General features: G+C 64.5%; 19 protein-coding genes and 6 pseudogenes. 9 read left to right on the top strand and 16 right to left on the bottom strand.

The window, feature by feature from the left end; translation table 11 throughout:
* Positions 1 to 211: 211 nt before the first annotated feature.
* Positions 212 to 340: a hypothetical protein gene (locus tag GFS60_RS40320; RefSeq protein ID WP_268962543.1), complete on the bottom strand. Its 129-nt coding sequence runs from the start codon at positions 338 to 340 to the stop codon at positions 212 to 214.
* On the opposite strand from GFS60_RS40320, the gene GFS60_RS40315 reads away from it, so the two are divergent.
* Together GFS60_RS40315 and GFS60_RS38960 are read left to right on the top strand one after the other, a co-directional pair.
* Entirely contained in the window at positions 321 to 620 is a 300-nt protein-coding gene (locus tag GFS60_RS40315) for a DUF1016 N-terminal domain-containing protein (RefSeq protein WP_236603389.1), read from the top strand. The genes GFS60_RS40320 and GFS60_RS40315 overlap by 20 nt on opposite strands.
* Positions 621 to 1,363: 743 nt before the next feature.
* Positions 1,364 to 1,648 (top strand): hypothetical protein, encoded by a 285-nt coding sequence (locus GFS60_RS38960; protein ID WP_236603479.1) that lies wholly within the window; start codon positions 1,364 to 1,366, stop codon positions 1,646 to 1,648.
* A 222-nt stretch (positions 1,649 to 1,870) separates the two neighbouring features.
* Here the strand turns inward: GFS60_RS38960 and GFS60_RS06335 are convergent, their stop codons facing one another.
* Positions 1,871 to 2,347 carry a MaoC family dehydratase gene (locus GFS60_RS06335; RefSeq protein WP_159926923.1) on the bottom strand — a complete coding sequence of 159 codons (477 nt, stop codon included), beginning with the start codon at positions 2,345 to 2,347 and terminating at the stop codon, positions 1,871 to 1,873.
* On the opposite strand from GFS60_RS06335, the pseudogene GFS60_RS06330 reads away from it, so the two are divergent.
* Both GFS60_RS06330 and GFS60_RS06325 read left to right on the top strand, forming a co-directional pair.
* Positions 2,305 to 2,856: pseudogene (locus GFS60_RS06330) on the top strand (IS607 family transposase); the annotation flags it as partial. The gene GFS60_RS06335 and the pseudogene GFS60_RS06330 overlap by 43 nt on opposite strands.
* Before the next feature lie 109 nt (positions 2,857 to 2,965).
* Positions 2,966 to 4,716: pseudogene (locus GFS60_RS06325) on the top strand (zinc ribbon domain-containing protein).
* 80 nt (positions 4,717 to 4,796) lie between these two features.
* Here the strand turns inward: GFS60_RS06325 and GFS60_RS06320 are convergent.
* Genes GFS60_RS06320 through GFS60_RS06305 form a run of 4 tightly spaced genes read right to left on the bottom strand, consistent with a single transcriptional unit; the run spans position 4,797 to position 9,371 of the window.
* Positions 4,797 to 5,558, bottom strand: a complete 762-nt coding sequence (locus GFS60_RS06320) for an SDR family NAD(P)-dependent oxidoreductase (protein WP_159919715.1) — start codon at positions 5,556 to 5,558, stop codon at positions 4,797 to 4,799.
* Between the two features lie 15 nt (positions 5,559 to 5,573).
* On the bottom strand, positions 5,574 to 7,370 hold the full coding sequence (locus GFS60_RS06315) for an acyl-CoA dehydrogenase (RefSeq protein WP_159919713.1): 1,797 nt from the start codon (positions 7,368 to 7,370) through the stop codon (positions 5,574 to 5,576).
* Between the two features lie 31 nt (positions 7,371 to 7,401).
* A complete protein-coding gene (locus GFS60_RS06310) occupies positions 7,402 to 8,133 on the bottom strand; it encodes an SDR family NAD(P)-dependent oxidoreductase (protein WP_016882377.1) in 732 nt (243 codons plus the stop codon).
* A 20-nt stretch (positions 8,134 to 8,153) separates the two neighbouring features.
* Positions 8,154 to 9,371 (bottom strand): acetyl-CoA C-acetyltransferase, encoded by a 1,218-nt coding sequence (locus GFS60_RS06305; RefSeq protein ID WP_159919711.1) that lies wholly within the window; start codon positions 9,369 to 9,371, stop codon positions 8,154 to 8,156.
* Positions 9,372 to 9,518: 147 nt separating this feature from the next.
* On the opposite strand from GFS60_RS06305, the gene GFS60_RS06300 reads away from it, so the two are divergent.
* Together GFS60_RS06300 and GFS60_RS06295 are read left to right on the top strand one after the other, a co-directional pair.
* Entirely contained in the window at positions 9,519 to 10,157 is a 639-nt protein-coding gene (locus GFS60_RS06300; RefSeq protein ID WP_159919709.1) for a TetR/AcrR family transcriptional regulator, read from the top strand.
* Between the two features lie 975 nt (positions 10,158 to 11,132).
* Entirely contained in the window at positions 11,133 to 11,783 is a 651-nt protein-coding gene (locus tag GFS60_RS06295; protein WP_159919707.1) for a TetR/AcrR family transcriptional regulator, read from the top strand.
* 101 nt (positions 11,784 to 11,884) lie between these two features.
* On the opposite strand, the gene GFS60_RS06290 is transcribed toward GFS60_RS06295, so the two are convergent.
* The 9 genes and pseudogenes from GFS60_RS06290 to GFS60_RS38555 all read right to left on the bottom strand — a co-directional run bounded on the left by GFS60_RS06290 (position 11,885) and on the right by GFS60_RS38555 (position 20,701).
* Positions 11,885 to 13,351 carry an MFS transporter gene (locus GFS60_RS06290; RefSeq protein ID WP_159919705.1) on the bottom strand — a complete coding sequence of 489 codons (1,467 nt, stop codon included), beginning with the start codon at positions 13,349 to 13,351 and terminating at the stop codon, positions 11,885 to 11,887.
* A 509-nt stretch (positions 13,352 to 13,860) separates the two neighbouring features.
* On the bottom strand, positions 13,861 to 15,207 hold the full coding sequence (locus tag GFS60_RS06285; RefSeq protein ID WP_159919703.1) for an MFS transporter: 1,347 nt from the start codon (positions 15,205 to 15,207) through the stop codon (positions 13,861 to 13,863).
* A 90-nt stretch (positions 15,208 to 15,297) separates the two neighbouring features.
* Positions 15,298 to 15,608 (bottom strand): annotated as a pseudogene (locus GFS60_RS40310) (hypothetical protein); the annotation flags it as partial.
* 2 nt (positions 15,609 to 15,610) lie between these two features.
* Positions 15,611 to 16,645, bottom strand: a complete 1,035-nt coding sequence (locus tag GFS60_RS06275) for a phosphotransferase family protein (protein WP_159919701.1) — start codon at positions 16,643 to 16,645, stop codon at positions 15,611 to 15,613.
* Positions 16,638 to 17,420: an SDR family oxidoreductase gene (locus GFS60_RS06270; protein WP_105423796.1), complete on the bottom strand. Its 783-nt coding sequence runs from the start codon at positions 17,418 to 17,420 to the stop codon at positions 16,638 to 16,640. Before GFS60_RS06270 ends, GFS60_RS06275 begins: the two co-directional genes overlap by 8 nt.
* A gap of 1 nt (position 17,421) precedes the next feature.
* Complete coding sequence (locus GFS60_RS06265) at positions 17,422 to 18,681, bottom strand: acyl-CoA dehydrogenase family protein (RefSeq protein WP_159919699.1); 1,260 nt, start codon at positions 18,679 to 18,681, stop codon at positions 17,422 to 17,424.
* Positions 18,659 to 19,474, bottom strand: coding sequence for an enoyl-CoA hydratase-related protein (locus tag GFS60_RS06260; RefSeq protein ID WP_159919697.1), 816 nt, complete (start codon positions 19,472 to 19,474; stop codon positions 18,659 to 18,661). The genes GFS60_RS06265 and GFS60_RS06260 overlap by 23 nt, the downstream gene beginning before the upstream one ends.
* Positions 19,471 to 20,289, bottom strand: a complete 819-nt coding sequence (locus GFS60_RS06255) for an SDR family oxidoreductase (RefSeq protein ID WP_159919695.1) — start codon at positions 20,287 to 20,289, stop codon at positions 19,471 to 19,473. Before GFS60_RS06255 ends, GFS60_RS06260 begins: the two co-directional genes overlap by 4 nt.
* Before the next feature lie 271 nt (positions 20,290 to 20,560).
* Positions 20,561 to 20,701, bottom strand: a complete 141-nt coding sequence (locus GFS60_RS38555) for a hypothetical protein (protein WP_201453671.1) — start codon at positions 20,699 to 20,701, stop codon at positions 20,561 to 20,563.
* Between GFS60_RS38555 and GFS60_RS06250 the strand changes: the two are divergent.
* Positions 20,675 to 20,771, top strand: a pseudogene (locus tag GFS60_RS06250) (hypothetical protein); the annotation flags it as partial. The gene GFS60_RS38555 and the pseudogene GFS60_RS06250 overlap by 27 nt on opposite strands.
* A gap of 347 nt (positions 20,772 to 21,118) precedes the next feature.
* Positions 21,119 to 21,287 (top strand): annotated as a pseudogene (locus GFS60_RS40305) (transposase); the annotation flags it as partial.
* Positions 21,288 to 21,427: 140 nt separating this feature from the next.
* Here GFS60_RS40305 and GFS60_RS06245 read toward each other — a convergent pair.
* Positions 21,428 to 21,568, bottom strand: a pseudogene (locus GFS60_RS06245) (IS701 family transposase); the annotation flags it as partial.
* Positions 21,569 to 22,102: 534 nt separating this feature from the next.
* Between GFS60_RS06245 and GFS60_RS06240 the strand changes: the two are divergent.
* Complete coding sequence (locus GFS60_RS06240; RefSeq protein ID WP_159919693.1) at positions 22,103 to 23,020, top strand: alpha/beta hydrolase; 918 nt, start codon at positions 22,103 to 22,105, stop codon at positions 23,018 to 23,020.
* Position 23,021: the final 1 nt, after the last annotated feature.

The following is a 23,021-nucleotide window of genomic DNA, read 5'->3' as shown; positions in this document are numbered from 1 at the left end:
CCGGAGCAATACCGCGCCCACCGAGTGGCGGGTCTGATGGTTGGTTTTTGTCGGGCCGCTTTCACGTCTCGTCCGCAACTCGCCGAAGACGGGCCGCCGTCAACACTCGCAGCGAGTGCAGCAAGGTCGACGGCGGCGTCGTAATCCCGATCATCACGGAAGCCGCACGGCCTGAAGTACCGAACGTCAGCGTCAAAGTCAGGGCGCTGAGTCAGATTTCGGATTGCTGCCCGACGACTACCGCGACTTCCTCGAGCACCTCGAGACGCAGGTCCAGCGGGCTCGGGTTCCGGGCCACGCGGGGGGTCAACACCGAGTTGTTGCTGCTGTACTGGGACATCGGGCGTCCGATCCTCGACCGCCAGCATGCCGAGGGGTGGGGCAGCAAGGTCATCGACCCCCTCGCCGCTGATCTGCGGTCGGCGTTTCCCGAAATGTGCGGATTTCCCGGAGTAACCTGCATTACCTGCGGAAGATCGCCTCGGCGTGGCCGCGAAGCGCATTCGTCCAGCAGGATCGGGGCGGCGCCGTCCAACTTCGCCCACCACCTGCCCACCGGTAACTCCGACCTGGCGCAGAAACTGGTCCGTGACCCCTATGTCTTCGACTTCTGGATCTGAGGGATCGGGTCGCCGAACACGAGCTCGAGGCGGCGCTGATGGCCCGGTTGGAGCGGTTCCTGCTCGAGCTCGGGCACGGCTCGCGTTCGTCGGCCGCCAGTATCACTTCGAGGTCGACGGTGAAGATTTTTACATCGACCTATTGTCTTCGACTGGATCCAGGCCCGTTTCGTGGTGGTCGAACTGAAGGGTCGGCCGGGTTCGAACCCGAGTACGTCGGCAAACTCGGCTGCTATGTGTCCTGGATTGACGAGAACCTGTCCGATCGCACCCAGCACGCACCCACCATCGGGATCCTGCTGTGTGCCGGCCGCAATGACAACGTCGTCCGTACTCCCTTGCCGGGACCACCGCACCGGTGGCCGTCGCCGACTACACCTACGCCACCCTACCCGCCCCCATTAGGGAACTCGTCCCCACCGAGGACGAACGAATAAACCTTCGACGCACTGCCCGCGGCGAGCCGAGTGACGAGGCGATGCCCGATGCCACGGTTCAAACCGGTGACAAGTGCTACGGATCCAGCAATTTCATGCGTTCGTCGCTGTCGCGGGGTCGATCATGTAGGAGTCCGGTCGACATTTGGGGAAGATCTGCATCGACATCTGATCTGCACTTCCCGGAAATTTGAGAACCTTGCTGCGAGCGTCGACCAGGAAACGTGTCAAGGGACAAGATGGCGCCCTGTAGACGGCCATGTTGTCCTGTACGCGGACAGCTGATCTCGCCACGGATTCCCACTCATCGAGGGCTATGGACGCCCCGAAGGGACCTCTGTCTCCACCCGCAACCCCGTCCACGGCCACCGCCGCGCCGGCAGCGTAGGACTCCCCCTCAACGGCCAGGAAATTCGCATCGTCGACGACAACGGCACTGACCTGGCCACGGGTCAGGACGGTGAGGAAGACGGCCTACGCGGTCGCGCTCACCGTACAGCCGGCGCGGTTGCCTCCGGGGTATTCGGCCAGCGTCGTCAGAGCACTCGCGCACCCGACTTCGACGGTTGTGGTGGCGAGGTCGTCGCCTGAGCTCGGCCGCGGATGACGACGGCGGCGGCGGGCTTGCCGTGTGTGACTGCATGTCGCGCGAAACCCAGGCCCGCCATGACCATCGGGAATATCCCGCCACCACGAGCGTGTCCCGGGAACACCACCGAGGGATGATAGTGACCGGGCAACCGCGGACGCTCATGCCGAGTGCGCTGAACAACACTCGGCATGAACGGCAACGGCACTCATTGCAGCATGGGTCTAACGGTAGTATCGGAACAGCGGTTCGGCGACGCAGACGGGTTTGTCGGTGGCGCTGCATTCCACGGTCACTGCGGACACGATCTGAACGCCGCCGCTGATGTCCTCGGCCGAAATTATCTCGGCCGCGAGCCGGACCTTCGATCCCGCGGGGACGGGGGCCGGGAACCGGACCTTGTTCAGGCCGTAGTTCACCGCCAGGGACGTGCCCTGAACTTCAAGAACCTGCGCGAACATGACGCTCAGCAACGACAGGGTGAGGTAACCGTGGGCGATGGTACCGCGAAACGGACTTTCCTTGCGGGCCCGTTCCGGGTCGATATGGATCCATTGGTGATCGTCGGTGGCGTCCGCGAAAGTGGCGATTCGACCTTGAGTGATCTCGAACCAGTCACTGGGGTCCAGTGTGGTGCCGACGAGGCTCTCAACAGTTGATGGGACATATGATACTCCCTGATTCTTTCTGCTCCTCTCGATTCATGCGCATTGGCGAGGCCGCGGCGTATCTGAACATGTCAGTCGTGGGCGTCCGTAAGGCCGCGTCGGAAGGCCGGTTGCCCTCCCGGCGTACAGGTTCCGGCCAGCGCGTGTTTGATCGCACTGACCTCGATGCCTACCTCGGCCGTCCTCCCGCCCCGGACAAGGCTCCGACCGACCGGGTGGAAGCGTGGTACTGCCGAGTGTCCGGCTCGACGGGGCAGGAGTCCTCGCTCGCCAATCAGGAGTCGATGTTGCGCGAGAGCGCCTCCGGGGCCGTGTACCGGGTGTACAAGGATCGCGGTTCTGGTGTGAGGGAAACGCGGGCCGGTTCGGATCGGATGCTCGACGACGCCGCCCAAGGCCACTTCACGGTGGTGTGGCGGGATCGGTTGGCCCGGTTCGGAGTCGCCTGGATCGAAAGGTACTTGTCGGTGGTCGGGGTTACGGTCGAGGTCCTGCGGGAGCATGGCGACACATCGCTGGTGGAGGAGTTGATGGATGACTTCATGGCGTTGCTCGCCTCGTTTTCGGGCCGGTTCTACCGGCTGCGGTCGAAACAGAGTCAACGCCGACTTCTCGGGCGATGCGGCAGCGAGGTTGGAGGAGGGATAGCCGATGACTGTTGCCGGGTTCACTGTGCCGCGTCAGTTTTCGTTCACCACCCGCCCGTACGCGGCGGTCGACGACGCTACCGACGCCCCGCTCGGGCTCGACGAGATCGATATTCGTGTCCGGTGGCTGCTCGACCTGATCGGCGCCGCGCAATCGGAGTTGGTGTCACGGTTGTGGCAACCGGCCACCTTCGATGCCCTTACCGCCGGACGTGATGGTCAAGGCCGGAAGCTCCCGGTGCACGGGCATGTCGCTGCAGCGCGTCTGGGGTGGCACCCGACCTACCCCACCGGGGTGTACGTGCCGTCGCGGGTAACCCGGGTGGTCACCTCCCAGGCGATCGGCACGCTACGCACCTTGGCGTACCGGGACAACGCCATCAGTTCGCTGTCGGCCAGGTTCGACCCGGCCACGGGCCGGCTGACGCCGCCGACTGCGGCCGGCGACTATGTGCCGGCCGGCTTCGCGCGCGGCGTGGCGCGGCAACTCACTGCGCGCGCCCGCCGCAACGACGGCGCGGCCACCGAACGCCTACGCATCACCGATGTGCAGGAACCACCGCAGACATCGATGCTGGCCATGCTCTCCGCCGCCGATCGACAACTCTCGCAGATCACCGTCGCAGACGGTGTCATGGTGTTGACGGTCAAACTTCCCACGCATGAGGCCCCGGCCGGGCGGGCGCAGTGGCGGCGGGTCCGGTTGACCGCTGCGATCCCACCACACCTGCACACCCGAGCAATCACCGACTGGCATCTGCCCACTCTCGTCCTCGACCACCGTGGCCTGCTGCTGCGCTGCGCGGCCACCGAATCTGTTCGGGCGCCCGATCTGACGTCGGGATCGACGGCGGTGGGGGTGGATTGGTCTCGGACTACCGGGGCTTCACCTACGACGACCTGGGCCTGGGGATCAGGCTGGCCCGCCTGCAAGCGGAAGGCCAACACCTGCACCGCAAGGCCGCACGACTGACGCGGCTCGCCGCGACCGCACCACCCGAGGTGCGCGCCGAACTGGAACAGAAGATCGCGGTCCTCGACGCCCACCGCACCGCGGTCGGTGTCAAACGGGGCAAGATCAACCGGGAACTCGCCTTCCACTTCGGCCGGGAAGTGACCGACTACGCCGCCGCGGCGGGCGCGGCAGTCATCGCGATCGAAGACCTCACCACCCTCGAAACCCGGGGTCATGGCCGGGTGAACAACAACCGGGCCGCGCAGTCCGCCCGCCGCAAAGCCGTCGACGCTCTCGCACACACCGCCGCAGGGGTCGGCGTGACGGTGGTGTCCGTCCCGGCCCGCGGCACGTCGGCGCTGTGCCCGGGCTGCAACGACACCCTCTCCCGCCCGGGCGGCTACCACCGGGCATGGTGCGCACGGTGCAAGGTCGGCGGCAATCGCGACCACGTAGCCGCTGTGAACCTCGCCAAACGTGCACTACTCGGGCGCAGCACAGCAATCCACAGGCGCGGACGGAACCCGCAGATCCGGAACACCGAACATGCACCGGTCCGGCAGTGCCGCGACAAGACCAGCCCCACCCCGAGCAGGCCACGGCATCGCCGGGTCCGCCGCAGTGTTCCCACCGCGACACCCCAGGCGGGGGTGAATCAAAGAAGAATCGTTCCTGCACCACAAGCGTCGGTGTGGGACACGGTCAAACCCGCCACACCGCACGGTGTTACGGGTAGCCGTGAAGTACTTACATCTCCGGCATCGGCCACGTCAGTGGCAGATAGTATGAGATTTAAGTAGACGCTCTTCAACCCGTCGACGGTGGTGGTGGTGCGCATGGTTGTTACGTTCGACGCGATGGGCTTGTGGGTACGGTGCGATCAGGTGATGGTCATACCGCCATCGACTGCAAGTGTTTGTCCGGTGACGTACCCGGCGGCGTCGGAGGCGAGCCAGACAAGGGTGGCGGCGAGTTCGGCGGCATCGCCGGTGCGCCCGAGCACCATCCGTGACGCGAGGCTGTCAAGGTAGCCGTCGTGATATTGGTCGGTCATCTCGGAGGCGAAGAAGCCCGGGGCGAGCGCGTTGACGCGAATTCCCTTGCGGCTGCCCCATTGTTGGGCGAGATCTCGGGTCAGACCGATGATTGCGGCTTTGCTGGCGCTGTAGGCGGCCTGGGGCAGGCCGGCGGTGGTGAGCCCGAGGACGCTGGAAATGTTGACGATGGAACTGCCGGGTTGCATGACCTTCCCGCACGCCTGGGCGGTCCAGTAGGAGCCGCCCAGGTTGATGTCGATCACCGAGCGGAACTGGTCCGGGGTTTCGCGGGTGGCGGGGTGGGCGGTGGCGACGCCGGCGTTGTTGACGAGAACGTCGACGCGGCCGAACTCGGTCATTGCCGCGTCGACCAGAGCGGCGCACTGATCCGGATCAGCGATGTCGGTAGCCACCGGCAGTGCCCGTTGGCCGGTGGCACGGACAAGTGCGGCTGTGTCGTCTAGTTTGTCGACGCGACGCGCCGCGAGGACGATGTCCGCGCCGGCCTCGGCGAGGGCCTGAGCGAAGGCCACACCGAGGCCGGACGAGGCGCCGGTGACGATGGCGGTGCGGCCGTCGAGGCGAAATTTGTCGAGCACACTCATGTGATGCCTCCTGGGTCAGAACCAGCTGGGGTTCATGTCGAGAGTGGTCCGGTCTCCGCTGGCCAACAGATCGAGTTGCGGGCCGACCTTGGGTAGCTCGTGGGTGTAGAAGTAGCGGGCGGCCATGCGCTTTCCCTCATAGAAGTCACCACTCTTACCCTCGGTGGCGATGAGCTGTTCGAGCCACATCCACGCGATGATCGTGTGCCCGAACGCTTCCAAATAGACCGACGAGTTCGCCAGCGCGGCCGCCGCGTCACCGGCCGCCCACAAGGCGGTGGTGATGTCGACGACCCGGTTCCAGACGGTGTCGAGGGCGTCGGCGTAACCGGTGGCGTCGCCACCGAGAGACCGAGCCCGCGCGACGGTGGCGGCGATTTTCGATCCGAGTAACCGCAACCCGGCACCGTCTTGCATGATGACCTTGCGGCCCAGCAGATCCAGCCCCTGGATCCCGTGCGTGCCCTCGTGGATCGGATTCAATCGGTTGTCGCGGTAGTACTGTTCGACGTCGTAGTCGCGGGTGTAGCCGTAACCGCCGTGCACCTGGATCGCGAGGCTGTTCGCCTCGAGGCACCACTGCGATGGCCAGCTCTTCGCGATCGGGGTCAACACGTCGAGGAGCAACGTCGCCTGGTCGCCGGTGGCCGCATCGTCGGCCGTGTCGTGTTCGTCCACCAACCGCGAGCAGTAGAGGCCGAGCGCGAGCGCGCCCTCGACGTAGGACTTTTGCGCCAGCAGCATGCGGCGGACATCGGCGTGTTCGATGATCGGCACCGGCGGCGAGGAGGGATCCTTGGCTCCGAGAGGGCGGCCCTGGGTCCGCACCGTCGCGTATTCGAGCGACTTGCGGTATCCCACGTAGCCGAGGGCGATCGCGAGGAACCCGACACCGATCCGGGCCTCGTTCATCATGTGGAACATGTAGGACAGGCCGCGGTGTTCCTCGCCGACCAGGAAACCGACAGCACCCGATTTCCCACCGGGGGTGTGGGTGCCGTCGCCGAAAGCGAGCAGGGTGTTGGTGGTGCCGCGGTTGCCCATCTTGTGGTTGAGGCCCACCAAGGTGACGTCGTTGCGTTCGCCGGCGGCACCGTCGGCGCCGGGAAGGTTTTTCGGGACGATGAACAGCGAGATGCCCTTGACACCAGGGCCGCCACCCGGTGTCTTCGCCAGCACCAGGTGCACAATGTTCTCGGTGAGTTCGTGGTCGCCTCCGGAGATCCACATCTTGGTTCCGGTGACCCGGTAGCTGCCGTCTTCCTGCGGTACCGCGCGGGTGGTGATGTCCGCCAGCGAGGATCCGGCCTGCGGCTCGGACAGGCACATGGTGCCGAACCAGCGGCCCTCGAGCATCGGACGGACGTAGTCGTCGATCTGCTGCTCGGTACCGTACGTGGCAAGCAGATTTGCGTTGGCGATCGTCAGGAACGGATAGGACGAGGTGCTGGCGTTAGCCCCCTGAAACCAGGCCATCGCCGCGCGCGCCACCGTGGTGGGCAGCTGCATCCCGCCGACGCTCTCGTCGAATGCCCCGGCGATCAAACCCGACGCCGCGTAAGCGTCGAGCGCCGTCTTGACCTCCGGAATCATCTCGACGGTGCCGTCCGGACGCATGGTCGGCTCGTGCGCGTCGGCCTTCTTGTTGTGCGTGGCGAAATGCTTGTGCGCAAGGTCCGCACTGAGGTCGAGCACCGCGTCGAAGGTGTCCTTCGAATGTTCGGCGAAGCGTTTACGCGAGGTCAGCGCGACCACGTCGAGCCACTCGTACAGCAGGAAATCGAGATCGCGGCGAGAAAGTACATCAGTCATGAGAATCAGATCCGTTCAAAGGTGGGCTCGCTCAGATGGAGATGCCGCCGTCGACCGGAAGGACGACGCCGGTGACGTAGCCGGCTTCCTCGGACGCGAGGAAGCAGATGGCGTCGGCCATCTCGGCGGGGTCGGCGAACCGCGAGATCGGACCGGTGACCTCGGCGATCTTCTCCTTCGGAATGGAGGCGGTCATCCGGGTCGCAGCGTTCGGGGAGATCGCATTCACGGTGACCCCGAAAGCAGCGAGCTCTTTCGCGGCGGTCTTGGTGAACCCGATGATCCCAGCCTTGGCGGTGGCGTAGTTGGCCTGCCCGCGGTTGCCGTGCAGCCCCGTGTAGGAGGTGATGTTGACGACCCGCCCGAATTCCTGGCTCCGGAAATGCGGAACACAGGCCCGGGTGAATCGAAACGTGCCGCCCGCGTGGACATTCAGGACCTGGTCCCAGTCCTCGTCGGTCAGCTTCCACAGCACCTTGTCGCGCAGGATCCCGGCATTGTTGATCAGAATGTCCACCCGCCCGGTCTCGGCTATCACGGTAGAGACAACGTTCTCGACGTCACCGGTGTCGCTGACGTCGGCCGGGATGCCGATGGCGCCGACCTCGCGGGCGGCCTTGTCGAGTTCGTCCTTGTCGAAGTCCACCATGAACACTGTCGCCTTGGCCTCGGCGAAGTGGCGGGCCAGGGCCTGGCCGATGCCGCGGGCGGCGCCGGTGACGATGACCGATTTGCCGGTGAAGTCGTACGTGATGTTGCCCATCGTGTTTCCTGTCCTTCTTCTCAGCTGAGGCGTTCGAGGACCATGGCCATGCCCTGGCCGCCGCCGACGCACATGGTTTCGACGCCGAACTGCTTGTCGCTGGACTGCAGGTTGTTCAGCAGGGTCGCGGTGATCCGGGCACCGGTCATGCCGAACGGGTGACCGAGAGCGATCGCACCGCCGGAGACGTTCAGCTTGTCCTCGTCGATGCCGAGTTTCCGCGCCGACCCGAGGACCTGCACCGCGAACGCCTCGTTGATCTCGAACAGGTCGATGTCGGAGATACCCATCCCGGCGATGGCCAGGGCCCGCTTGGTGGCCTCGATCGGGCCCAACCCCATGATCTCCGGCGAAAGCCCGGACACCCCGGTGGACACGATCCGGGCCAGCGGGGTCAGCCCCAGCTCCTTGGCCTTGGTGTCGGACATGATCACCAGGGCGGCGGCGCCGTCGTTGAGCGGGCACGCGTTACCGGCGGTCACGGTGCCGTCCGGCCGGAACACCGGCCTGAGCTGGCTGACCGCCTCGTAGGTGGTGCCGGCGCGGGGGCCGTCGTCCTTCGACACCACGGTGCCGTCGGGCAGCGTCACCGGGGTGATCTCGCGCTCGAAGAAACCACTGTTGATGGCGGCCTCGGCCCGGTTCTGCGAGCGCACCGCCCACCGGTCCTGTTCCTCGCGGGTGATGCCGGTGATCTGGGCGACGTTCTCCGCGGTCTGGCCCATCGCGATGTAGGTGTCCGGGACCAGGCCCTCCTCGCGGGGGTCGACCCACTGCTGGCCGCCCTGGGCGAGCTTCTCGGTGCGGGCCTGGGCGTCGGCGTAGAGCGGGTTCTGGGTGTCGGGCAGCGAGTCGGAGCTGCCCGCGGTGAACCGGGACACCGTCTCGACACCGGCGGAGATGAACACATCACCCTCACCGGCCTTGATCGCGTGCAACGCCATGCGGGTGGTCTGCAAAGAGGAGGAACAGTAGCGGGTGATGGTGGTGCCCGGAATGAAGTCGTAGCCCAACTGCACGGCGACGTTGCGGCCCATGTTGAAGCCCTGCTCACCGCCGGGCAGCCCGCAACCCAGGATCAGGTCGTTGATGTCGGTGGGATCGAGGGCGGGCACCTTGTCGAGCGCCGCCTGCACCATCTGCGCGGCCAGGTCGTCCGGGCGCATGCTCTTGAGCGATCCCTTCATGGCGCGACCGATCGGCGAACGGGCGATGGAAACGATGACAGCCTCGGGCATGAGGAACTCCTGGATACGGGTCGTCTGGCGACGGTGATGGGGAAGCTATTTAGCCAAAAATATGCAACCGCATATTTACTATGCGTCTGCATATACTGACGGTGTCGGAGGAGACCTGTCAACCCCCGCCAACCGAGAGGCAACAGTGTGACGGACGCACCACTGACCGGAGCGGTCAGCGAACTAGGTACCTCGAAAGCCGCTGCGCGGATACGCGCCGCGGCCATCGAGGTGTTCGCCGCCAAGGGGTACGGCGCCGCCACTACCCGGGAGATCGCCGCCAGCCTCGACATGAGCCCAGGAGCCGTATACCCGCACTACAAGACCAAGGAATCCCTTCTCTACGCCATCAGCCTCGAGGGCCACCATGCGGTACTGGCGGCCATCACCGCCGCTGATCGCCCCGACGTCGCGGCGCCCGACCGGCTCACGTCCACCGTGACGGCCTACGTGATCTGGCACGCCGACAACCGCGCCAGCGCCCGGGTTGGGCAGTACGAACTACGCTCGCTCTCGCCTGTGCACTTCGCAATCATTGCCGACATCCGCCGGTCCACCACGAAAGTGTTCAAGCGGATCATCGAAGCCGGCGCAACGGCAGGCGACTTCCACCCCTTCGACATCGAGGCCGCCGCGCTGGCAATCACGTCCCTCGGCATCGACGTCAGCAGGTGGTTCCCCTCCCACACCTACTCCGACCCACGCATTATCGCGGCGCGCTACGTCGAACTTGCCCTTCGAATGGTCGGCTGCGCCGACCGGCAACCCGTCGACGAGCCTTCTTGACACATGTTGCCGGACTGTAGGATTCGATAACGGCTGTCACCGAAGTTGGCGACAGCTGCGCCCGGAGAGCAGCCCCGCGGTGGCGTCCACGAACGTGCTGGCGCCGCGGATCGTTGACATGAAAGGGATCGCTCTCTATCGTTGGCCTCACTCTCGATCCGCGCAAGCGGTTCAACGGCACGTTCATCCTCAACCTTTCCACCTCGAACGCGGTCACAGGTACGAGCGAGCTGTCACTAATCGAGGACGGCACCACTGACATGATCTCCTTCGGCGGACTGTTCCTGGCTAACCCCGGCCCCCCGCCTCGCCACCGGTGGATCGTTCAACACCCTGGACCACGCCACCTTCTTCGGCGGCGACGAGCGCGGCTACACCGACTATCCCCGTCTCTCCGACTGAGCATCCAGCTCCGGACGTATCAGGGACACCCGGTCAATACGCGCGGACCGGCGCCGCAGGCATCCCTATCGCGTTGGTCAGGCCGCGCGATCCGCCCCTCAGCCGCGTCACAGCTAGGACATACCTGCCGACCACACAGACGACGTGAACGCCGAATTAGTCGCAGTGGTCCGGGCCCATCAGGCAGAAGAGGTGATACTCGAAGGTGCACCGGTGTGCGGATACCCCGACGGGGCGCAAAGAGCGCGCGTGCGCCGAAGACCCTACGGTGTACCGGCCCTGAAGAACACGATCCCAGTTCCATCCTTGTCACTGATGCGGTGTCGAGCGCGTGGCCGGCGAAAGGGTGCAGCGGACCGCCACAGATCGACCTGCACTGCACGACTCGCTACCGATGCTGATCGGCCGCGAATGCGCCGGCCCGGCGTCATCGGCATCAGTATCGGCATCGGCATCCAACGGCGCCGCACGAAAAACGGCATCCACCACACGTGCGCATCGATCTATCCGGAGCCGGTCAGAATTTCGCGGATGGTTCACCCGACGACGACTACCAACGCCCTAAGGACGTCCGTGAACGAAGACACTGCTCGCAGGCCACCGGTGACACGCCGGGGCATCCGCACCCGCCAAGCCCTTGTCGACGCTGCGCGGGTCATCTTCGAGCGCGACGGCTATCTCGCCGCTCGGCTGACCGACATCACCGCCGAAGCCGGCTGCTCCACGGGGACCTTCTACACGTACTTCAACGACAAGGAGGAAATCTTCGCCGCTGTCATGGAAGCGACGAAGAACGAGATGCTCCACCCCGGGATGGAGCACGTCGATGGGGTCGATGACCCGGCCGCGATCATCGAGGCGAGCAATCGAGCCTATTTCGAAAGTTACCGCCGCAACGCGAAGCTCATGCAGCTGCTCGAGCAGGTGGCGAACATCGATCCCAATGTCCGGGAGTTGCGGCAGGCTCGCAGCCGGGTCTTCATCGAACGCAACGCTTCTGGGATCAAGGATCTCCAGGCGCGAGGTCTTGCCGATCCCGACCTCGATTCCGTGATGGCCTCGCGCGCGCTCTCCGGTATGACGAGCAGGATTGCGTTCTCCACCTTCGTGCTCAACGAAAGGGTCGACTTCGAGGAGCTCGTCTACACCGCGACGCGGTTGTGGTGCAATGGGTTGCGCATTGAGCACCACCCCTCCATGCGGGAAGCCACCGACAAGAGCTGACAGCCGGCACACTCACCGCGCGCAATACGCCGTTGACCCGGCGCAGTTCGGCACCAGCCCATCGCAGGCTTATTCCAGCAAGAGTCGGGCGACTTCGCTGCTTACCTGCAAGTTTCTGTGCACATATCAGGTGACTGCGACGCTTGCGTCGGGATACTCCTTTCGCGCCGCGGCAGGAACCAGGCGATGGCGAGTGCTCCCAACGCCGCGAGTCCAGCCGCCGCGAAAGCAAGCCGCAAACCAGTTGCGGTGGTGTACTCGTGGCCGCCCACCGCCACCACATTCTGCGCGAGGAGCACGGCGGCGACAGCACTGGCGGTGGAGGTACCGATCGACCGCATCAAGGTGTTCAAGCCGTTGGCGGCACCAGTCTCATGCTCTGGAACCGAGTGGATGATGAGTGTCGGCAGCGCCGCATACGCGAAACCGATCCCGACACCTATGAAGCAGCCGACGAGCACGATGTGCCACACCTGCGTCATCAACACCAGTGCCACACCATAACCGGCCGCGATCGTTGCAGCGCCGATGATCAGACTGGTGCGGGGCCCGCGGGCCTCGGAGACCCGTGCGGCGAGCGGCGAGACGGCCATCATGATCAGACCGGTCGGGACCATGCACAAGCTCGCCACCACCATCGACTGCCCCAGCCCGACCCCGGTGACGGCGGGCATCTCGAGTAATTGCGGCAGCACCACCGACGACGCGAACAGGCCGAAACCGACAGCGATCGACGCGAGATTCGTCAGCAGCACCGGACGACGGATGCTGACGCGTAGATCGACGAGCGGACTACGTGAGCGCCATTGGTATCGCCCCCAGACCACCAGCACGAGTGGTCCTCCCAGGGCGCAGACGAGGGTCGGCGCGGCGGCCCAGCCCCAATCACTGCCCTTGGAGACCGCCAGCAGCAGTCCCGTGAGCCCGACGGCCAACCCGAGTGCCCCCGCAACGTCGAAGCGCATGTCCCGATGCCGTGGACCCGCCGGCACGATCACCCACAGCGCACCCGCACCGAGGACGCTGAGCGCCCCCGACATCCAGAACAACATGTGCCAGTTGTAATGCTGAGCAGCGAACGCCGACAGCGGCATTCCCACGGCCGCACCCACTCCCAGTGTGGAGCTCATCAACGCAACGGACCGGCCCAGCCGCTCGGGCGGGATGGTATCGCGCAGCATGCCGATTCCCAGCGGGATCATGCCCAGGCCGGCACCCTGGAAGGCTCGACCCACGATCATCGGTATAAGGGTGGTAGTCACTGCCGCCAGGAGCGAGCCGACCAGGATCGCGCTGAGCAGGACGAGCGCCACCCGTTTCTTACCGAAGATGTCGCCGAGGCGTCCCGAGATCGGAGTGAAGACGGCGCCCGCCAGGAGCGTGGTGGTAACGATCCACGACGCATTGGAAGGGCTCGTCGAGAGCAACCGCGGAAGTTCGGGTACGAGCGGGATCATGAGCGTCTGCATGAACGAGCAGATCACGCCGCATCCGGCGAGCGTCGCGGTGATGAGAGCAGGGCTACGGGCACTACCGGTGACAGGCGGAGCTAGTACGTTCGCGGACATCAATCACGACCATTTCACATCAACTAGTTAGCACATGCATCTGTCTTTCCGCTCATCAAGACCTAGTCGCACTGAGAGGCGAAGGCCAGGATGTCGAAACGTATCGCTGTCGTGCGTCCCTCGAGGTGGCACGCCACCTCGAGGGACCGCCTCAGGGCGCTGCGGTTCACACAGAGGCTCGTGGACGCCGGCATCGCCCCGTCCACCGGCAACGTCGGAGACAGCTTCGACAACTCGCTCGCGGAAAATCTGTGGTCAGCACCGCGATCGAATCAATCTACTGACCCGCAACTACATTCCCGACCAGAGCGAGGCGGAGTCGGCGTTGTTCCGGCATATCGACACCCGAGATACGTCAGACCGGAATTTCGCAGTTCGTGCGCGTACCGCCCTTTAGTTCGTCGGCGACGGCCGGGGCAGTCCCACGCTCGTCAGTGCCTTTGCGGTTCTCCTCGTTCGACGGTCGAAGACAGATGCGTCCTTCGCCCCACGCACGAACGGTGTAGAAGTCATAAGTCGACCGAAGATGCAGGCACGGACTGCATGACTTGGGAGTTCTTGATCGTCGATGCTGCTCTCCTGATCGAGAGCAGAGCAACGAAACCGAAGAAGCAGGAAGCAGTGATAAAGAATCCAGGGGATACAGCGCTGCCGGTTTCTCGGATCAGCCATGTGGATACGTAGGCCGCCGTTCCGCCGGTCACGAGATTCGCGAAGTTATTGGCCAGAGCGACACCGGTTACTCGTGTGCGCGAGTCGAATAGAGATGGCAAGACAGCCGATGCGGCTACGACCACTATCGCCATTGCCAGTCCAAACACCAGGAAGGAACCGACCGCAACAGTTCGACTTCCCGTCGCTGTCAGGTGGAGAACCGGGAAGACCAACACGATGCACGCGATAATCCCACCTGTATAGGCCTTGAGCGCCCCGACACGGTCGGTGATCAACCCGTACACTGGCATCAGGATAGTAATGCAGGCGATGATGCCTGCTGAGATCCATGCAACTTCGCTGGTCCCCAGATCATTTTCCCTCGCGAGATGTATACCGAGGTAGGTGAAAACCATATACAGGCAGGCGCTGGCGGGGATCGAAAGACCAAGAGATTGAAGGACTCTCACGGTCTGTGTCTTGAGTAATGTCAGAAGTGGAGAGTTCTCCACCGCGCCATCCTGAATAGACTTTTCGTGCTCGGAACTATCGTCGATTTTGCTTCTAGCCCATAGACAGATCGCAAGAAGGGGAACGCCCAACAGGAACGGGATGCGCCAACCCCACGACGCCATCTGCGACGCGGACAGCAGGCTCGACACCGAACCAACGCAGATTGCAGCTAGCGCAAAACCCCCAGTTACACCCAGGAAGACGAAGGATGCCGCCAACCCTTTCCGTTTCGGTCCTGTTATCTCGTAGGCATACGTCATGGCGCCGCCGAATTCGCCGCCGGCCGAGAATCCCTGAGCGAGGCGGGCAAGCACGAGCAGAATGGGCGCGACAATGCCTGCGGTCTCATACGTCGGAAGAAAGGCCATCAAGAGACTTGATGCTCCCATAAGCAGCACGGACAGCAGCAGCACCGTCTTCCGCCCGCTGCGGTCGCCTATTCGACCGAAGAAGATGCCGCCTAGAGGACGCATGAGGTAAGCCGACGCAAAAACGGCCAGGCTGGCCAACAATGCAGCAGTCGGATCGCTTCCGGGGAAAAACAACGGAGCCACTACCACTGCAAGATAGGCGTACACGGTGAAGTCGTAGTACTCGACGATTGTTCCCGTGGACGCGGCGGCCAGGCCGCGAATTTTTCGTCTTCTCGCTACTTCGTCCGTTTTAGGTATGTTGTGCCGGTTCGTCATTGGTCTCTCTCACTCTGCGGTGGCGTCTAGACATGTGTGCATAGCTGTGATCGCCCTGAATGTCCGATATGCGGATTGATCCGCCCTGGATCAAGTGGAGACTTCGTTCAGGCCATCTCGAGTATCGAGGCGGCGGTGGGCGCGCTGTTCAAGATAGCGCGTGTCGTAGTCGTTCGGTGGAAATTGATCGATTGACGAATGGAGTCGGTCCGTGTTGAACAGCGGACCGACTCCATTCGGCGGTCTCCCACTCAACTTCGGTGGCTACCATCCGAGTAATGCCTCAAACCTGTCGAGGTGAACGAGAAACCTGTTCTCCTGCAGGTGAACAGTGCTTTTTCGAGAACACCGCTGACCAACGGCGTGGTCTTGGTAGTCATCACTTGCCAGCCCAGAACCCGAGTCAGATTCCGGCTCGGGTTGCTATGTCGCACGCCTTTTCCACGAGCGCGTCGATACGCTCCACCGTCGGCGTTCCTGCTGCTGCTTTGTTCTGCGGTTCATCTCGCGCCCGACGCATGACACCCTCGGCGATGACCGCGACCTTCCACATTCCGAGCGCATGCCAGAACCCGAGGTCTTTCGGATCGCGCCCGGTCTCGTCGAAATACACCTGGGCGATCTCGGCTCGGTCGGGAAAGCCGTCGAGCGTCGAAGCCGGGAAATCACCACCGAACGTCTCGCCGGGCTCGGGCCAGTAGGCGAGCAGACTGCCGAGATCGGCGAGCGGATCGCCCAGGGTGCACAATTCCCAGTCGAGTGCCGCGGTGACGTCGCCGGTGTCAGTGGACGTGATGACGTTGCGGAGATGAAAGTCCCCGTGCACCAATGTCAGCTCGTGTTGTTCGGGCACAGACTCGACGAGCCGACGCGTCAGATCGTCGAGGGCGGGCAACTCGCGGGTCTTCGATTGCTCCCACTGCCCCGCCCACCGTTTGAGTTGACGCTGCGCATACGGCTTGTGGCTGGCCAGATCGATCAGCCCGGTCTGCTCGAGGTCGACCGCATGAATCTTCGCGAGCGTGCGGGGTAGGGACAGGCCGATCGCCCGCCGTCGCTCGGGTGTCAGCGCCTGCGCCTCCGACATCCGGTCGACCACCTGCCCCTCGACGAACTCCATCAGCAGCAGCGGCACGTCGGTGACCGCCGGGTCTTCGGTGAAGCCGAACACCCGCGGGGTCGGCACCGCGGTGTCCTGCAGTGCGGAGAGTATTCGGGCCTCACGGGCCACGTCGTGTGCCGACGCGAGAAGGTGCCCCAGCGGTGGGCGCCGCAGCACCCACCGCCCACCGACGCTGTCGCGAACGAGGTAGGTGAGGTTCGACTGACCGAGACCGATCCGGTCGAAAGTCAGTGTGCCCGTGTAATCGACGCCCGTGGTGTGCAACCATCGGGCCACGGCGGCGGTGTCGATTCCGACGATACCCACGCTAGACACCGAGCTGGACCTCCTGCCGGAACGGGAGAACGTCACCGAGCACCTGCCCGCCGTCGATGACCAGAGTTTCGCCGGTGATCCAGCTGGCTGCGTCGGAGACGAGGAACGCGACAGCCGAGCCGATGTCCTCGGGTTCACCGATCCGCCCGAGGGCCGTTGAGGCGGACACCGCCGACTCATGTTCCTTCCACAGTGCCTCGGCGAGCTTGGTCCGCACCACGCCGGGGGCGACGGCGTTGACCCGCACCTTCGGGGAAAGTTCCAGTGCCAGTTGTTTCGTGAGGTGAATGAGCGCCGCCTTCGACGCGTTGTACACGCCGATATTCGCCTCGGCCGCCATCCCACCGATGGAGGCGGTGTTGACGACGGCGCCGCCGTGCTCACCCATCCACGCCTTTGTGGCGAGCCCCGTCCACAGCACCGGCGCCCACACGTTTATATCGAAGGTCTTGGTAAAGCGCTCGTGGTCCTGGTCGATGATCGGACCGTACGCACGGTTCGTTCCCGCGTTGTTGACGAGGATGTCCACACTGCCGAACCGCTCGAGGGTCAGATCGATGCACCGCCGGGCCGCGTCCTCGTCGACGGCATGGGCGGCAACGCCGATCGCGGTGCCCCCGACCTGTGCTGCGGCGGCGTCCGCCGAGTCCTGCGACCGAGAGGTGAGCACCACGTTCGCGCCGGCGGCGGCGATGGCCTGGGCGGCCGCGAGGCCGATGCCCCGCGAGGCGCCGGCAACAATGGCGGTGCGTCCGGTGAGGTCGAGTCCGGTCATCTCAGCTCACCGCAACCTTGTGGCCGTTGGTCGAGGACGCCGGCGCCGGCGCCGCATCGCGGTACCGGCGGAGTTCCTGGCGCGCGATGGACCGCTTGTGGACCTCGTCGGGGCCGTCCGCCAGTCGCAGTGTGCGCTGGTGCGCCCAGGCCATGGCGAGCGGGAAGTCGTCGGTGACCCCGGCGCCGCCGTGCACCTGGATCGCCCGATCGATGATCTTCAGCGCAACGTTCGGCCCCACCACCTTGATCGCCGCGATCTCGGTGCGCGCCTCCTTGTTCCCGACCGTGTCCATGAGGTGAGCCGCCTTGAACGTGAGCAATCGGATCATCTCGATCTCGATCCGGGCCTCGGCAATCCAATCCTGAATATTGGCGTTCTCGCTGACCGGTTTCCCGAACGTCACCCGCGACGACGCACGCCGGCACATCAGCTCGAGCGCCCGCTCGGCCATCCCGATCGATCGCATGCAGTGGTGGATCCGGCCCGGCCCCAGTCGCGCCTGGGAGATCGCGAATCCCTCGCCCTCACCCTTGAGCACATCCTTGGCCGGAACCCGGACGTCGGCGAAGTCGATCTCCGCGTGGCCCTCTCGGTCCTGGTATCCGAACACCGGCAGTCCCCGCATCACCGTGACACCGGGGGCATCGATCGGGACCACCATCATCGACTGCTGCCGGTGCGGGGCCGCCGACGGATCGGTCTTGCCCATCACGATGAGCACCTTACAGTTGCGATGCAACGCGTTGGAGGCGAACCACTTCCGGCCGTTGAGCACATACTCGTCGCCGTCGCGGACCATCGAGAGTTCGACGTTGGTGGCGTCGGAACTTGCCACCGCCGGCTCGGTCATCGCGAACGCCGAGGCCATCGTCCCGTCGAGCAGCGGCTTGAGGTACTTCTCCTTGTGCTCCTCGGTGCCGAAGAGTTCGAGCACTTCCATGTTCCCGGTGTCGGGGGCGTTGCAGTTGAACGCCTCCGGGGCGATGTGGCTGCGGCCCATGATCTCCGCCAACGGGGCGTACTCGAGGTTCGTCAGCCCCGGCCCGGAGTCGGGATGAGGGTGGAAGAGGTTCCACAACCCGCGGCTACGCGCCTCCGCCTTCAACTCCTCGAGGATCGGCGGCTGGAAGTGCGGATCGCCCGATTCGCGCATCTCCTCTTCGTACACCGCCTCCGCGGGATACACGTGGGAGTCCATGAACTCCAGTAGATCTGCCTGGTACTTCTTCGCGCGGTCAGAGATGTCGAACAGGGACACGGGAACTCCTTGTAGGTAGGGAGGGAAATGTGGGTGTGCGCTTGTCGAGGTGGCTCTGTACACCCTCGACGAGGTCTTCGCCTCGGAAGGAGTCGAACATCAGACCTTCCGCGCGGGACACGGAGTCGGCGTAGGCGCCGTCCGCGTCGGTCTGTAGTTGTTGTTTGATCACGGCCATCGAGGTCGGTGAGCACTGCGTGGCCAGCTGCTGGGCGTACGACACCGCCGCGGCGAGCACGTTTCCATCGACGATCAGGTGATCGACGAGTCCGATTCGCAGCGCTTCCTCTGCGTCGACCATCCGACTCGACAGCAGCAGATCCGCGGCGCGGCTTCGTCCGACCAACCGTGGCAGCATCCACGAGATTCCGTATTCGGCGATCAGCCCACGCTGAGCGAAGGCGGTGGTGAAACGCGCAGCCGGCGAAGCAAACCGGACATCACAATAGAGCGCCTCGACCATGCCGAGCCCTGCCGCGACGCCGTTGACCGCACCGATGAGCGGCTTGCGCAACTGCAGCGGGACGTCACGCGGCCGACGATCCGGCAGCTCGGTGACATCACCCACCGCCTGCAGGTCCGTCAGGTCGGCACCAGCACAGAACCCGCGGCCGGCACCGGTCACGACGACAGCACGTACGTCCGGGTCGTCTTCGGCTGCGTCGAGCAGATCGAAATAGCGGTCTTCGAGTTCGTCCGTCCAGGCGTTGAGTTTCGACGGCCGGTTGAACGTCAGAACCAGCACAGGTCCGCGGCGCTCGGCGAGCACGAAATCCTGTTGCGCACCCGTCATGCGTGTTCCAGCAGCGAGCTCTGGTAGCGGCGCATCCCGCGCAGCCAGCGGTCGTAGTCGGAACTCTTCTGCCGGTACATGGTGAGGACACTTTCGTGGGGCAAGATCAGGAATGTTTCCCGGTCGACGGCGTCCAGCACAATGTCGGCGACCTCCGCGGGCTGGAGCACGTCCCCCGCAGAGATCACGGCCCGTGTGGCCGCAACACCGAGCGGGTCCCCCGAGTCTTCACCCGAGCGCATCAACTTCGTCTCCACTCCCATCGGGCAGAGGCAGCTCACCCGGATTCCTCGGTCTCCGTAGGTGACCGACAGCCATTCGGCGAATGCGACGGCCGCGTGCTTGGTGACTGCATAGGTGGCGGAGCCGATCTGGGTGAGTAAGCCCGCTGCAGACGCCGTCGTGACGAAGTAACCCTCACCGCGCTCGATCCACATGGGCACCAACTGCTGGGCGGCGCGGATGTGGGCACGGACGTTGACGTCGAAGGCTCGATCCCAGGCGGCGTCGTCGGCGTCAAGGCCCGGCGCTCCCCCGATCCCGGCGTTGGCGAAGTAGAGGTCGACCGGACCCAATTCGCTCTCTGCCCGCTCGATGACGCGCCGAATCTGCTCGGAGTCTGCGATATCCACACCTTCCGCGAGAGCCGATCCGGGGTGCCGTTCATTGATGCGGTCCGCAACCGCGGTTGCTGCTTTCGGGTCCAGATCGGCCACAAGTACCCGCGCACCGCGTTCGGCGAGACGTTCGGCGATCGCCCCGCCGATCCCGTTTCCACCGCCGGTCACGATGGCGACCTTCCGTGCAACCTTCACGAGGCTTCCTCTCCTTCGCCGTGCATTGTGACTCGCATCCCATTTTTGTATAGTCGAATCTGGCGTCAAGTTCAAGTGTAGAGGTCGCAATACCTGCGCGATAGTTATCGTTCTCTATCGTAGCGGCGAATGGCGATAATGGAAGGGGCAGGCGCGTCTCGTACAGCCGACGCTCACCCCCGCGCCCTACGACGAGTACCGCGAGGTGATCGTCGGCCCGTCCTTCGAGACCATGTAACTGATCACGAGTTCGCGGGAACGTAGGTCGTCTTTATTCTCGGGTTCGATCCCGAGCATCAGGTGCCCACACCGCTTTGTCCCAGGTGATGATCTCTGCGTCGATGGCCTTCTGTAGAACCGAATGGCCGGCGAGATAGTAGCCGTCGCGGTCGGGGTGAACGCCGAGGGCCACCGCGAGATCCTGGGCGTGGATGTGACCTCGCCGAAGGACGGTTCCGGCTTGCTGGCGTTCTTCCGATCGGCGAACTCGCCCACTCGGCGATCAGCATGCTCACCGATCGCGTCGGCGATTCGGGAAGCTGTACCGGCACAAGCGCTTTCTGCCTCCCGTGAGATCCGTGCGGCGCTCGGTAGCCAGAGATGTCGAACCGCCGGTCTACCACGTTCGCCGACCCACCGGCCGACCCCGATCGCACATCGAATGGCGTACCGGCCGGTGACCGTCACATCGGCGATCGTCCGACAGTCGTCGAATAGGCGGTCCGGAGGTTCCACAAGACGGGCTGGTCGCTACCGTGCCGGGGGCGCGGTTCGAACGACACCGGCGTGAGGGCTCGAGTTTCGACATGATTCTCGAGATGATGCCGCGGTGGATACCGCAGCCCTGACAGATGTCGGTGAACGTCTCGATTCGTTTGTCGATGAGGTGTTCTCGTCGCTTACGCGCAGGGATCAGTGGACGACAGCAGCGGTGTACGCACGGATTGATGCTCGACGGGCGCCGCAGGTCGATGCAGCCGATGGCCGAGCACCTGGGGTGTTTGGAGTGGCTGGCGCGCGCTCCTGACTGGCTGGCGCGGCGCCAGTTCGACCAGTGCCAGTCATGCACGAGGGCGTGTTCGACCGTACAGGCGGCGCGCCCCAAACAATCGCCGGATCTCGTTGACTGTCAGGGGTATTAGATCTCGGGCACCGACTGGAGATCCCCCTTTTGAGCGCCGCGGCGCAGGATCGTCAGGAAGGCAGCCGCGGTCATCGACAAAGTGATGTGCCGGTACCAGGCCGAGTACGCACGCACCTGGTAGTGGTCGAGTCCGGTCGCCCAGAACGCGGTGAACCCCGCTGACCACTCCAGCACCTCTGACTGCACATTGGATCAATTACCACAACGGTCCCGGTCACAAACTGTCGTTGCAGTACTAAATACCGAGCCGCAGCACCCGTCCCGTCGTCGTTCTCGGCGGACCATGACCCGTTGCTCCAGCACGGCAGCACCACCACCGCCTCGCGGCCGTGGCGACGATGGGCCCCTGAACAGGTACCTACCTAGGTATATACCCGCGTGTGCCGCAGCAGGCCCAGCGGGCATGCTCGAGCCCAAGCGCAATGTGGTTTTGCACACTTTTCCGCCCGTCTGATAGAAGGAGCACACCAACGCGCTGTGGCAGCTATTCACCCCGTAGAACGCCTACACCGTTGAAGAGACCATTTTATTTTTGCCCGCCGCCGGAGTCGGCCGTCGAGCGGCGCTGGTTCGAGGAGAACCGGAGCTCGTCATACAGCGCCGAAGAACTGATCGTGGCGACTGCCTGAACAGGCAATGCACAAGACACCTACTGGAATGGAGAAGCCGATGCGTGAAGATATCGAGTTCGACGCTGAGGGAGTGACGCTGCGGGGCTGGTTCTACAGACCTGACGACGCGTCCGGAGAGCTGCCGTGCATCATCTTGACGCACGGGTTCTCGTGTACCAAGGAGATGGGTCTCGAACCCTTCGCCGAGGTGTTCACCGCCGCGGGGTTCGCTTGCGTGGTCTATGACCACCGGGGGTTCGGTGCATCGGGCACGGCTCCGGGCAAGCCGCGGCAGGAGATCGACCCGTGGGACCAGATCCACGACTGCCAGCACGCGATCACGTACGCGCAGGACCGGCCCGAGGTCGACGCCTCGCGGATCGGGGTGTGGGGTTCGAGCTACTCGGGCGGGAACGCGTTCGTGGTCGCGGCGATCGATCGCCGCGTGAAGGCCGTGTGCGGTCAGGTGCCCGGGGTCTCGATGCGGCGCGCATTCGAGGCGGGTGTGCCCGAGGAGTTCTGGCAGGCGGCATGGGACGGGCAGGCCGCCGATCGCCTCGCGCGAGCCCGAGGAGAGGCACCGGCGATGATTCCGGTGGTCACCGCGGACCCGACGCAGCCGGCAGCCCTACCGACGCCCGATGCCTACGCGTTCTTCTCGGCTTACGAGGGGACCGCGTGGCGCAACGAGGTGACGATGCGCTCGTTGGAGCTGAACTACGAGCCAGGCCAGTTCCTCAAGTTCGTCGCTCCTACCCCGCTGCTGATGGTGGTTGCCGAGGACGACAACATTGTGACGCCGGCCGAGTGGGCCAAGGAGGCGTTCGAGACCGCGGCCGAACCCAAACGTCTCGTCTCGATCCCCGGCGGCCACTTCGACGCATACACCGGTCACCCCTTCGAGCTCTCCTCGGGCGCGGCACGCGACTGGTTCCTCGAACACCTGGCGCAGAAGGTCACCCCGGCATCGGTCTGAC

It is taken from the genome of Rhodococcus sp. WAY2 (assembly GCF_009859915.1).
Taxonomy (GTDB): Bacteria; Actinomycetota; Actinomycetes; order Mycobacteriales; family Mycobacteriaceae; genus Rhodococcus_F; species Rhodococcus_F oxybenzonivorans.
This window is presented reverse-complemented; position numbering and strand designations above follow the sequence as displayed.